Source organism: Phocaeicola coprocola DSM 17136, assembly GCF_000154845.1.
Taxonomy (GTDB): Bacteria; Bacteroidota; Bacteroidia; order Bacteroidales; family Bacteroidaceae; genus Phocaeicola; species Phocaeicola coprocola.
The window spans coordinates 65,928-79,425 of sequence record NZ_DS981428.1; the positions used below are offsets into that span (position 1 = coordinate 65,928).

Annotated in this window: 6 protein-coding genes; all 6 read right to left on the minus strand. The window is 39.4% G+C overall.

Annotated features, from left to right (window positions below):
* Positions 1 to 70: 70 nt before the first annotated feature.
* The 6 genes from BACCOP_RS00270 to BACCOP_RS00295 all read right to left on the minus strand — a co-directional run bounded on the left by BACCOP_RS00270 (position 71) and on the right by BACCOP_RS00295 (position 13,362).
* Complete coding sequence (locus BACCOP_RS00270) at positions 71 to 2,179, minus strand: hypothetical protein (protein ID WP_007564857.1); 2,109 nt, start codon at positions 2,177 to 2,179, stop codon at positions 71 to 73.
* Positions 2,180 to 2,358: 179 nt separating this feature from the next.
* A complete protein-coding gene (locus BACCOP_RS00275) occupies positions 2,359 to 3,621 on the minus strand; it encodes a pectate lyase (protein ID WP_235776931.1) in 1,263 nt (420 codons plus the stop codon).
* Positions 3,622 to 3,758: 137 nt separating this feature from the next.
* Complete coding sequence (locus BACCOP_RS00280) at positions 3,759 to 5,726, minus strand: RagB/SusD family nutrient uptake outer membrane protein (protein WP_007564862.1); 1,968 nt, start codon at positions 5,724 to 5,726, stop codon at positions 3,759 to 3,761.
* 15 nt (positions 5,727 to 5,741) lie between these two features.
* Positions 5,742 to 8,984 carry a SusC/RagA family TonB-linked outer membrane protein gene (locus tag BACCOP_RS00285; protein WP_007564864.1) on the minus strand — a complete coding sequence of 1,081 codons (3,243 nt, stop codon included), beginning with the start codon at positions 8,982 to 8,984 and terminating at the stop codon, positions 5,742 to 5,744.
* Between the two features lie 349 nt (positions 8,985 to 9,333).
* The gene (locus BACCOP_RS00290) at positions 9,334 to 10,788 is read right to left on the minus strand and encodes a glycoside hydrolase family 28 protein (RefSeq protein ID WP_085960410.1); all 1,455 of its coding nucleotides are present in this window, start codon (positions 10,786 to 10,788) and stop codon (positions 9,334 to 9,336) included.
* A 45-nt stretch (positions 10,789 to 10,833) separates the two neighbouring features.
* On the minus strand, positions 10,834 to 13,362 hold the full coding sequence (locus tag BACCOP_RS00295) for a glycoside hydrolase family 88 protein (RefSeq protein ID WP_007564868.1): 2,529 nt from the start codon (positions 13,360 to 13,362) through the stop codon (positions 10,834 to 10,836).
* Positions 13,363 to 13,498: the final 136 nt, after the last annotated feature.

Genomic DNA, 13,498 nt, shown 5'->3' on the forward strand with positions numbered 1-13,498 from the left:
AGATTAACCAGAAGTCATATACTCTTGAATACTTCCAGTTAATCCGTATTCTCTAAACATATTCAATTTATCATGGAAGTGGCTTCAGACCTTCCCAACGCACATTCCATTTACCATCTTTCGGAAATCCCGGATTTACACCTTCAGAACCATCCCAACCGGCACACATCATCGCTACCGCAGTAAGCAATCCACCATTGCCTGGCAAATATACACGCAGACGTCCGTCCTGATAGTTATGTCCGTTTACCAAATAAGTATTGGTACGCTTATCCATGAGCAAAGCCCCTACAGCCTTCTCAGGTTCACCCAGACGAGCAGCATCCATGGCAGTCATCGGATAGTCCCATCCCCATGTCTTGTTCCAGTTCCAGTTATCCCATACCCAGTTCAGCGTATTCTTCATATATTCAGGATTGACCAGCTTATTCATCGGCAAAATACCTACTGCTCCAAGCACAGCCATATGATCGGATGTAAAACGGATATCCTTATATGTATCGACAGCTGTTTCGGCGGCCAGATACAACTTATCTTCATTGTAAGCAAGAGGAGAAAGCTTTTCTATCAGTGTATCCCATTCAGGCACACGCTCCATACCGGCACGTTCGCGCCAGGTCTGTGCAGTCTGCATACCGAACAACCAGTATGACAATTCAAACGGAGGATTTACCGTATCGGCAGCACGCAATGTTTCTTGTGCAGGAATAGCTCCTTTCAGAATATAGCGGTCGTGTTCCTTATCGTAAACAGCAAACGAATACATGAACTCGGCTGTCTTCTGAATCAGATCATTGTATTTCTTAATCAGTTCATCCGATGGATTGGCACGATACAGAAGCTCTGCCAGATAAATCAAATGTGGCTGCTGCCAGATAAGGAAGCTTCCGACATTGGAAGGTGCTTCCATTCCGCTAGGATCTGTCATCTTCATCCAACGTATTCCTTCGAATCCTTGACGTTGTGCTATTTCACGGGCAACCGGCTCAGCCTGATGATACCATGCCAATGTACGGTCGAGCAGTTCAGGATGTCCCCATAAAGCGAATTGTGCCTGATGCCACCAAATCATTTCCATATGGAACTTGCCAAACCAAGAATTATAAGTAAGCCCTGTTTCTTGTGGAGGAGTAGAACCTGCACACTGAATTGCAAGCAGGTATTGACTCAAAACAACACGACGCTCCAGTTCTTTTGCTCTAGGATCGGTACAGAGAGAGAAATCAGCTACCCCACCTTTATTCCAGAAGTTATTCCAATATTCGGACGAAGCCTTCTCCGCTTCAGCAAATGTAACAGCAGGAGTCTTGGATTCCTCCGGAGTAAACTGACAAGTAAAGGCCAGAACAGTATCAGCAGGTGTCAATACAAAATAGTTTTTACTCTTCTCTGCCAATGTAGCTTTTCCTTCCCAACGGATAGTTACATAGTAAGTTGTAGCATCAAGTTCACGCTTCAGTACTGCCGACTGCTCGTCTTGACTGACAAGAGTAGTAGTATGTTTATCGTTTGCATTCCAGTTACACGCATCATCACAATGTCCACCTGTAGGATAAGGGAAATGGAATTTTATTCCAGGGTGTAACTGAGATGAAACACGGGCAGCAATCATATCATATTCCGGATGACAAACAGTCTGCACATAGTACGGAACGTCCGAAATACTGAAACTACTGCTCACCTCTCCATTCCACATATCCAGTTTATGCTGGATATTCTGCAACTGAGAAGCCGTAACACCCTCTTCCAGTTCCAATCCCACAATTCCCAAATGCAAACGATGAGGATTAACACGAAGCCAATTGGATGCCTCACGTTGACGTCCTTCTTCTTTAAATTGACAAGAATATATCTCCTTATGTCCACGGCCAAAATCGTATTCTCTCCAGGCATCCTCCGGCTTATATCCATCAGGGTTAGCAAAACTATGCCAGCCCCACTGACTCTGTGTTCCTAAAGGTACACCATTTTTATATACGTCGGGAAATGTTTGTAGTCCGGTAATATCCGTTGTAAAAGCAAACTCTCCATTACCAACAGACAAAGATGCCAGTGAATCTACTGCCGTCACAGAGGGATTATTGCGAGTAACCAGCGCAGGACGGTCGATAGGTTCTTGTTTTTCAGCGCTGCACGCCGCTAAAGTCAGGGCAGCAAGTGAATAAATCAGTTTTTTCATGTATTCTTAATTTTATTTCTTTAAATTAATGTAGAACCTTGAATAATAGCATATTTATGTACATTGCGAATATAAAACATCTAAACAAAATCCTACATAGAATAATGTACATTCTACTAGAAAAATATACAAATGCACGAATATCATACTCATTTAAATAAAAAATCCATTCAGATTAGTTAGTATTTCACCAAGCCATTAATATACAGTTCAATATTAGTGTAATATTTGCAAATCGTAAAAGATGAAGCATCACCAGCATCCTGCGGATTTAATTTATGCTCTTTTTCCCACTTATCAGGCATACCGTCGCCATCACTATCCTGTAGAGGAGTACCTTTTCTCAATTCAGGCCAGCCTCCTGCTTGAGCGGGTGTGTCAATAAAGCCATTCTTTCCATATAATGAAATACCTCGTTTTATCTGACTCACTATTTCGCTGTCATAATTGTCACGTACCAGGCTGCAACCAGCTTGTTCCAATACTCTACGATATGCTTCCTGAGGTGTATCCTCCTGAATAGTCTCGTATGCAAAAGGAAGACTAACCAGACAAGCAAGCGAATCTTTGCCAAAAACACCTTTTCTGTTGTCTTGAGAAACTGCTACATTCTCTTCTAATATATTACCACTTATATAATATTTTCCTGTACCGTCTTCAGCTACATCCAACAGTTTATAAGGACATTGAGTACCAGGCCCTGGTTTATAATAGTTGGCTACCATATTAATTTCACCATAACGTCCGCCTCCATAAGCCGCCTTAAATCCCCAGTTAAAGACAACATTATTACGGAAATCTACCATTTTCGTGCTATCAACCGATGAAAATCTCGGATTACGACTAGAATGATTTGCCAATAAATTGTGATGAAATGTCGCTTTATAGCCACCCCATATACCTCCAAAGCCATGACATCCTTTGGTATGAACAGAACATGTAAGACTCTGGTTAATCATGCACCACTGTACCGTCAGGTTCTTAGTCTTATAAATCGACAAACATTCATCAATCGACCAACTAGAGGTCAGATGATCCAGAATAACATGATGCTGTCCGTAACGTCCTCCACCTATACCGTCAGCGTCAGTTTTATATTTATCACCTACCCTGACACGAATATAGCGTATGATTACTTCGCTTGCATTCACAATTAAAGGATTATCTTTTAGACAAATCCCATCTCCCGGTGCGGTCTGACCGGCAATCGTAATACTATCATGATTGATACGTAGAGGAGTTTTCAATTCAATCGTACCATCTACATCGAAAACAACAATTCTAGCCCCGCTCTGCTCTACGGCTTCCCGAAAACCTCCCTTACCGGAATCGTTCAGATTAGTGACTTTTATCACTTTTCCACCTCTTCCTCCTACCGTATATTTTCCATAACCTTCTGCTTCGGGGAAAGCCAGGTGCTGTGCTTGAACATAGCTAAACATCCCCAACAGAATGTATAGAAACCCAATTCTTTTAAAAAACATATCTATAAACATATAGCTAATCAGAAACAATATTAAAAAAGGCAAGATTAGGGATATATCTCCAATCCTGCCTTTTCATTTCTTATTTTACAAGATTAATAACATGGATGCTGCTGACCTGCCAATCCAGGATTCACATCAATAATACTTGTTGTACTGAAGGGTAATATTTCAACCATATTTTTCTGTAATCCATAGAACATTCTGGTTATAAATGTATTATCTTCATACTCACTAGAATCAACATACAAACCACCTTTGCTCTTAATAGTATGGCAGCCAAACATATTCAAGATAGTATAAGTAACTGGAGTCAACTTAGTTCCAGCTGGAGCTGAATTTTCAGAGAAATAAACATTACCTGCTTCATCTTCGTAAAATTCTTTTTCCAAGAAACCTCCATTTACATTATCATTCAAAATATTCAGTTTAGCTATTTCATCAGCAGTTAGTCCCATAGTTACAAAATCACTTTCTTTAATTGAAATATATGGCAATGCAATAGTCGGGTCCTGATAAACTGCCGTACCACCTTTGTAAGCACGATATACATCTACATTAGCATATTTACCTTCTCTATTTGCCAACTGATACAATTTTTCTTTTTCGGCAGTAAGATGTTCATATAAGATACCCCAACGTGTCAAATCTGTTTTACGAAGAGACTCATGAGAAAGTTCCAATTTGCGTTCCTGAATTATTGCATTTTTAAATCCTTCATAATCAGATGGTATTGTTCCTATCTTACTTTCATCATATTTAAAAGCACGCATACGTACCTGCTTAAACGCATCAATAGCATCCGATGTAGGACCATTATTTAACTCGTTTAAAGCTTCCGCATACATCAACAACACATCAGAATAACGCAACAGCGGGAAGTTTATATCACGACGACTGTCGGAAGTACCTCTGCTCTTACACCAGTTAATGCGGTATTTACCAACTCCTGATCCTATATATGTATTCATCTGATATGTACCGTCTGTGTACAAACCATAATTACAGATTGAAACATCGCGACGCTGGTCACCTTCATCAAATTCAAAATAGAATGTAGGCATTGTTATCATTTGTGCACCGCCTTTACCAAACGTACCTCCAGAACCATTCGTCGGAATACCATTTACATAACCAGTACGAACATCCGAAGAATTTGCTCCATACCATCCATATTCCAACATGGTTTCTTCATTGTACTGTTTCGTACACAAATCACGAAAGACCTCATCATAATTATCCAAAAGTCCATTTTCTTTTTGAGTAATAACAGCTTTACATGCATCTGCTGCTATTTGATACAATTCATGGATACGAGCTTTATCTTCACGTTGTGCAATGCGAACTGTAGAAGCATTATACGGAACAGTACTCAAATCCCAGCGCAAAGAATATCCAGCAGCATACAAAGCAACACGAGCTAAAATACCATAAGCAGAATTCTTTGTAAAACGTTCAGGAGTTGAAACCATTCCTTCACTTTGCCAAGGTAGTAAATCGATAGCTTGTTGCAAATCTCTGACACAATGATCGTAAATTGTATCACGGCTTACACGAGAAGAAGAGAAAGTAGTCAAATCGGATGTTGGAATATCAGTATACGGAACATCACCATAAAAACGTACAATATTCCAATATGCATATGCACGAATAGCCAAAGCTTCTCCCAATAAAGAATTTAATTTTTTCTGCTCACTCTCAGCAACTTTCATCGAAGGAATATTCTTTATGCAGACATTCACATATTCAATAGCCTTATACATGTTTGTATAGGTAGAACTCAACATAGAAGAAGTCGAAGTATAGTCATAATTAGAAACATTGTATTTGGAGTTTGTTTCCGAAGAACTAGCCTCATCTGTACCTTCCAACAACTGATATCCCAGTTCCTGAGTATGAATATTAGGATATGCACCAACAACGGCCATTTCTGCACGACCAACTGTTTCGAAAACAGAAGAACTATCAGCCTTTGATTCTGAAGGCATATCCAACCAGTCTTGACACGAAGCGCATGTAAATAATAGTGCCGATACGCCTACAATATTTATTATCTTTTTCATATTTATAAAATGCTATTAGAATGTTAAATTTACGCCAACAACCCAGCTCTTAGAACGTGGATAAGAAGAATTATCAATACCCGGAGTCAATGCACCACCTTCAGCAGAAACTTCAGGATCATAACCGCTATATCCTGTAATTGTAGCAATATTATTCAGTGTGCAATAAACTCTTGCATTATTTAATTTCAAATTCTGAATCCAAGCTTTAGGGAATGTATAACCTAAAGTAATCGTACTAAAACGTAAGTAAGAACCATCCTCAATATAATAACTGCTATGATCACTGATAGCTGTTTTATTATTCTGAGAAATATTCCACATAATGTCATCACCGTATTGTCCAGGATTCAATTCAGCCAAACGCACCAAATCAGTAGCTTCTTTACCGGTAGCCGGATCAATCAATGTGAAACGATTATTCATTATCGCCAAAGAGTTCTGATTTGACAAATAAGGACCGATAAAGCGCTGAGTACTCATATTGAAGACATCATTACCAAATGAGAAATTCATAAATACAGATAAATCAAAACCTTTGTATCTGAATGTATTATTCATACCACCAGTAAACTTAGGTGCAGCGCTACCTATCACAGTACGGTCGTTTGTAGACCATACAGGATTTCCATTTTCATCTACTTCACCTGTTTGTGGAACATACTTAGCATCACCAGGTTTTACTTGTGAACGATCAAATCCTTTCAATGATGGAACGCCGTCTTTTAACATATAGGTTCCATCTGGCTGTTGAACAAAATCATCTGTTGTATAAATTCCATCATATACTAATCCATAGAACTGTCCCAATGGTTTACCAACTTCTATCTTGTATCCCATGCGACTTTCATAATCTTGGATAAAGTAATTAGTTTCTTTATTACCGTAAAGTTCAAGTACTTTAGAACGGTTGAAAGCGATATTAAAATCAGTATTCCAAGTAAAATCTTTCGTACGAATATTAGTTGTATTCAATACCAATTCTACACCACGGTTACGGATAGCACCAATATTCTGATACTGGTCACTATATCCTGTTGAAGTTGGAATCTTATTCTTAATCAAAAGATTTGAAGATTCATTATTATAGAAATCAACTGACAGATTTACGCGGCTTCCCAATACCGATATATCCAAACCAACATTTGTAGTTGTTGTTTTTTCCCATTTCAAGTTAGAATTACCAAGTGTAGATCCCGGTACATAAGTAATGTAATCACTTCCATTAATACCATAATGTCCAGATCCATAGCTTGTAGCATACATGTTATTATCGATATTATTATTACCAGCTGTACCATAACCAACACGAAGCTTCAAGTTATCCAGAAAATCAACATCTTCTAAGAAAGCTTCTTCAGAAATACGCCATGCAGCAGATGCAGAAGGGAAAATTCCCCACTGATTTCCTTTTGCGAATTTGGAAGAGCCATCAGCACGTAATGTTCCAGTAAACAAATAACGTTCCTTAAAGTTATAAGAAAGACGACCAAATACAGATACCAAACCTTCACGACTCTTACCAGACTTCCATGTATAAGGTTCACCCATGCTCACATCATTCAGTCCAAAATTACCATCTGTAAATTTACGGTACTCATTATCCAAATTCATTGATTCTGTATACCAAGTTTCCTGACCTAACAATATATTAAAATCATGAGCATGGTCATCTAAGTCGAAGGCATAGTTTAATGTATTAGTTACCTGCCATGAATATTTTTCATCATTATTACGATAGCCGTAACCATAAGGACTCTGATTAGCATCAGCCTGACGAGTAGAACCATTATCCCAATAATCTTCCCGCACCTGCTGCCACATATAGCTGGCTGCAGTACGCCAAGTCAAATTCTTTATGATATCAATTTCGATACCAGCATTTACAGTAGCAAAACGAGTGTATTTTTCCTGATCAATTGCTTCATTATCCAGCAAAGGGTTATTAATATCATAATTATCTGCTCCTGGCATATCAGAATATGCTTCTGACAAATCTTGGCTAAGCATCTGTTCGTTAGTAAACTGTACACCACCTGTAACCGGCTGCAAAATAGTTTGCTTCAGTTTACCACCCAAACTACCTCCACCTTCAACTTTAGTCATCTGAAGGCTAGAAGAAAAATCAAAACGAACTCCCTTCCATAATTCATGATTCACTTTAGCACGAATACTATTTTTCTGATAACCATGCTTTGCCATAATACCATTTTCATCTGTATAATTATAGCTAATCATGTATTTTGTTTTTTCAGTACCACCAGTGATATTAACATTATGATTTTGTGTAATACCAGTAGAGCCAAAAACTTCATCCTGCCAGTCAATGCCTTCACGACTTCCATAATTATCATGAATACGACTATATGCTCCAGTATAAAAATCAGCATCATTAATATTGCCGCCAAACAAATTAGCAAAGCTGCTCTGATTGCTTCTCAATAACTGGAATTCATACTGATATTTCACATAATCCTCAACTCCCAGCAGATCTAATTTTTTGCCAAGATGATCAAAGCTTACGAAACCATTGTAAGAAACCTCAGTCTTGCCAGATTTACCAGATTTAGTAGTAATCAAAATAACACCGTTAGAACCGCGTGCTCCATAAATAGCCGTTGCAGAAGCATCTTTCATAACATCAATGCTTTCGATATCATTAATATCGACATTCTGCAAACCATTTTCCATCTGGAAACCATCAACAATATATAAAGGTTGTGTTCCTTGAGTTATAGATGTTCCACCACGAACTGTAATATTAATTTCAGAACCTGGAGCTCCACTCTGCTGAACAATATTCACACCCGCAGCTTTACCAGCTAAAGCTTGCGCAGCCGTACTAACAGGTGACATCTTCAAATCATTCGCACCAACTGAAACAGAAGAGCCGGTCAAATCTTTACGTTTAACTTTAGCATAACCAATTGCAACAACTTCTTCCAACATTTGACTGCTTTCTTTCAATGTCACATTAATCTGTGTACGTCCCTTTATTGCTACAGTTTGTGTCTCGTAACCAATATAAGAGAAAGTCAGTTCTTTCGCCGATGCCGGAACAGACAGTGTGTAATTTCCATCCATATCCGTAATAGTACCAACAGAAGATTGTCCTTTTATTGTTACAGAAGCTCCGATGACTACATCATTCACATCCCTTACTGTACCAGTAATTGTTTTGTTCTGAGCAAGAACATTCAAAGGAAAACTTATTAACAAAATAATTAATAAGTAGAGATTTTTTTGTACGCTTCTCATAGTTGATTAGTAATACATAAATTAATTATTAATTGATTTTTTTTACATTACAAAGCTATGAAATCCACATAATTTATGCATATAAAATTGTACGTTTACCTATAAAACTGTACATGTAACTAATATTCAATATAATATCTACATAACAACATGAAACCAAGTATAAAAACGAATTTATCCTATTTCACATAATACATTTGGACTTAAGAAATAGGTCCTTAATCTATTCACATGTAAAAATTAGTAAACAAACAAGATAAAAATCAACAAACTATAGATCTTTCAAAAGAAAAAGCCTGAAAATGCCTCACGGCATCTTCAGGCTCGAAAACAAGATTTAATATTATCTCTATTTTACCAACAATTCTATCTTTACATCTTCTTTATGAATATTCTTGCAATAATAAAATTCAGCATCGTTCTTTGCACTGATACGTATATGTTTCAATGTAATACCATCTATAGGCATCTCGGGTATTCCATTAAAATACATAGCCCGGCGTGCATTTGAACAGGTCAGATGTTCAATATGGATATTCCGGAAACAGGGAGTTGTTTCATCTACCGGCATTGGAGCAACTTTTACAGGAACTACTTCACCGCTTTCCAGAACTTCAACAGCCGATTTGCCTCCATAATAAAGATTAAAGGTTACTGGTTCGGTCGGAATATCAATCATCGAAATATTACGGATCCATATATTCTCTACAACTCCACCGCGACCTCGCTTGCTCTTGAAACGAAGTCCAACGTCTGTGCCTAAAAACTGACAGTTGTTGACAGAGATGTTACGTACACCTCCACTCATCTCGCTTCCTACTACAAAACCTCCATGTCCTTTGTATACCGTACATCCGTCCACTATTACATTCTCACAAGCACGAGCACGACGACGTCCGTCTTCATCTTTCCCGCTCTTCAGACAAATACCGTCATCACCCACATCAAACGAAGAATTTACGATTAAAGCATTTTTACATGATTCCAAATCAAGTCCATCGCCATTCTGAGCGTAGCTCGGATTACGTACTTCTACATTCTCAATCAAAACATTCTCGCACATAAGCGGATGAAGATTCCATGCCGGGGAATTCTGAAAAACTACTCCCTCCAGCCATACATTTTTACATTCTATGAAGCTAACCATCACTGGACGAAGGAAATGGCGTACACTTTGCCACTCTTCTTCTGTCTTCAGATTCTGAGGTACATTCATGTTACTGATAGTATCTCCTTTCAATGTTTCAGGATAAGGGAACCAGTAATCGGGACGCTTATATACTCCTCCCCGGGAAGTAGCCGCTTTCCATTGCCCCTCTGTTACTTTCTGTTTCTTTAAAGGACGCCAGTAATGACCGTTCCCATCAATCGCTCCTTGACCTGTTATGGCTACATTCACCAGATTACGACCCGATATCGGCGACTGGCAGCGTCGGGTATCCAAACCTTCGAATACCGTTTCTACCAACGGATATAAATCGACATCTGGAGAAAACAAAACAATAGCTCCTTTTTCTATATGCAAATTGATGTTGCTTTTCAAAACAATCGGACCAGTAAACCATACACCAGCCGGAACTGTTAATTTTCCACCTCCTTTTTTATCCAAAGCATCAATAGCCTTGGCAAATGCTTCAGTACAAAGATGCATACCGTCGCCAACAGCCCCAAAATCTTTCAGGTTAACCTCATTATCCGGAAAAACCGGAGCCTTAACACGAGGCATCTCAAACGGTAAATCTTTATAAAGATACTCATATTTATATGGCTCCTCTGCCAACAACACATTCACAGCCAGCCACATACAAGATAAAAATACAAATACTTTTTTCATTTTTCACTCATTCTTTTAATATCCTAATTGCAAACATCCCATGATATAAGGACCGGTTGCCTTTGCGTCGTTATCACGCATTTTTTCTCCTATATAATATTCAAAACTTCCGTCACGGTAAGGATTACCTCCCAAACCTCCTACCTGACAGCAGCGAGTCAAGGTTAAAGTACCATCCGCATTTTCACGCATCAATTTATCATTCAATCCTTTAAAAGCCTTTTCTGCAACCGCCCGATACTTCTTGTCAATGTATCCCTTATTTACCGCCTTGGCATATGCATACATACACTGGCTCGTTACAGAAGCTTCTGGAAAATTGCCTTCCCGTTTGGGCTGATCAATAACCTGATACCACAAGCCATTCTTGTCCTGATACTTTGGAAGCGTTTCAGCAAGTCCCTGAATCCAACCGATCATATCTGCCCGCCCCGGATGATTCTCAGGAATATAATCGAGAGCATCCACAAGAGCCATAAACCACCAGCCAATGCTGCGTCCCCAGAAATTAGGCGAATGTCCCGTTTCCGGATTAGCCCAACGTTGAGATTTACTTTCATCCCAGGCATGATAATACAATCCGGTCCGAGCGTCATACGTATACTCATGACAAAGTCTGAACTGTTTCACCGCCTCATCTATTAAATCCGGACGATTGAACTCCGCACCGTATTGAGCCAGAAAAGGAGAGGCCATATACAAACCATCCAGCCACATCTGATGCTGATAGACAAGTTTATGCCAAAATCCACCTTTTAAAGTACGAGGGTGATGTTCGAGTTGCTTAACCAACACGTCCATCGCTTTCTTATACTTAACATCATGTGTTTCACGATAAAGATCGAATAAAACTTTTCCCGGATTGATAAAATCGAGATTATAAGTAGCCATATCATACTTATATATTTCTCCTTTATCGTTGATTATCGTATCCCCCCACTCTTCTACATAATCGAAGTAGCGTTTATCACCAGTAGCTTTCCACATGTCAAGCATCGCACAGCATCCTACCCCCTGAGCATACCCGAAGAAAAGACGTTTACCATGATCCAGCTGCCATGCCTGAGGGAAACGGCGCATCTCTGAATCGGCAAACTTCCGCGAAGCCTTTTCAGGAGCAAAGCAATCTGTACGGAAAGGAACTGCAGGTATACCTGCTCCGTTACAAAGATTTACCCGGAAGAAAGTTCCCCAACCATATCTCACTGCAACGGGATGCATTACTTTGTCTGAAGTAAGCTCCAGCTTATTTCCTTTTATAACAGCCTGTGCCGGATAAAAACGCTCATCTTCTCCGGATATGAAAAAGCCTTTTACATCACCTCCATCAAGGGTTTTCAAGCCACCTTCCGTATAATCAAAGCTCAATATCACTCTGCTCCCATCAATCTTCATCTTTTTATACACAGGTCCCGAATAGACCACGTTTTTCCCATACTGCTTTGCCAATGCCCATGCAGCCAGCCGCTCGCCTGCCACACGTTTGTTACGCGGATGAATATCCGTAGAATCGGCAGCATCTACCACAACCGCCATTCCAACATTTTTCAGTCCGCTCTCACGCCAGGTCTTCAACTGTGCTTCGCGAATCTCGGCCGGCTGTCTGTAATGAGGAGCTATCTGCATAAAATAGAAAGGCATGTCTGATTGCCCCCACCGTTCACGCCAGGAATTTATCATATTGGTGAAAACCTGCTGATACTTTTCAGCGCGAATAGAATTAGATTCTCCCTGATACCAGATGTTTCCTCTTACCGTATATCCGGCAATAGGAGCTATCATTCCGTTCCAAAGCGTAGAAGGTACTTTACAATAGTCTTTATTACGTTTCACATTTTTCAAAGCAAACTGCTGAAGGACATCACTATATAAAGTATCATCTTTCATTACTTCCATAGAAGTCCACGATTCAGCATGTGTACCTCCCCATGTAGACTGAATCAACCCGACAGGAACTCCCAGTTCGTTATGCAGTTTCTTTCCAAATACAAACCCTACAGCCGAAAAGTCACGTATATTTTCGGGAGAACAGACAACCCATTTACCAGTACAGTCATCCTGTTCTTTTTCGTGGGCCAGCTGATGCTCTACATGAAACAAACGTATTTCGGGATAATCTGCATCTTTCATTACTTCCGCTTCACCCAGCATACCGGTTTTCCACTTCACCTTCGGGTCATGGGCTACGGGAAACTCCATGTTAGACTGTCCTGTACAAAGCCAGACTTCACCGATCAATACATTACGTATAGTAATGACATTTTCTCCTTTAACTGTCAGGGAGTGATTGTCTGACGCTTTGGGTGTAGATATATATACCCTCCAGCGTCCGTCTTTTCCAGCCGTAGTGCTAATGCTTTTTTCATTCCAGGAAGGTGCAACCGAAATGTTTTCACCTGGAGTAGCCTTACCCCATATACAGACTTTGGTCTGTGCCTGCAGAACCATATTGTCGGAAATAATGGAAGGAAGTGTCACTTTAGCCTCAACCGAAGATATACCCAGTAACATCCCCATACATAGACAATAGAATTTTTTCTTCATCGTGTTTTTAATAGTTGTTCATTATTCAAATAGTACAGACGCAAATATACAGGCTGAATGTATATCTTTCCATATAAAATAGTACGTTTACATGGAAACAGGTTCACAGACATAAAAAAACATCCTGACTTCTATA

Bases quoted from the DNA above. Each gene is read 5' to 3' on its own strand.
- BACCOP_RS00270 (WP_007564857.1), bottom strand. From the start codon at position 2,179: ATGAAAAAACTGATTTATTCACTTGCTGCCCTGACTTTAGCGGCGTGC.
- BACCOP_RS00275 (WP_235776931.1), bottom strand. From the start codon at position 3,621: ATGTTTAGCTATGTTCAAGCACAGCACCTGGCTTTCCCCGAAGCAGAA.
- BACCOP_RS00280 (WP_007564862.1), bottom strand. From the start codon at position 5,726: ATGAAAAAGATAATAAATATTGTAGGCGTATCGGCACTATTATTTACA.
- BACCOP_RS00285 (WP_007564864.1), bottom strand. From the start codon at position 8,984: ATGAGAAGCGTACAAAAAAATCTCTACTTATTAATTATTTTGTTAATA.
- BACCOP_RS00290 (WP_085960410.1), bottom strand. From the start codon at position 10,788: ATGTGGCTGGCTGTGAATGTGTTGTTGGCAGAGGAGCCATATAAATAT.
- BACCOP_RS00295 (WP_007564868.1), bottom strand. From the start codon at position 13,362: ATGAAGAAAAAATTCTATTGTCTATGTATGGGGATGTTACTGGGTATA.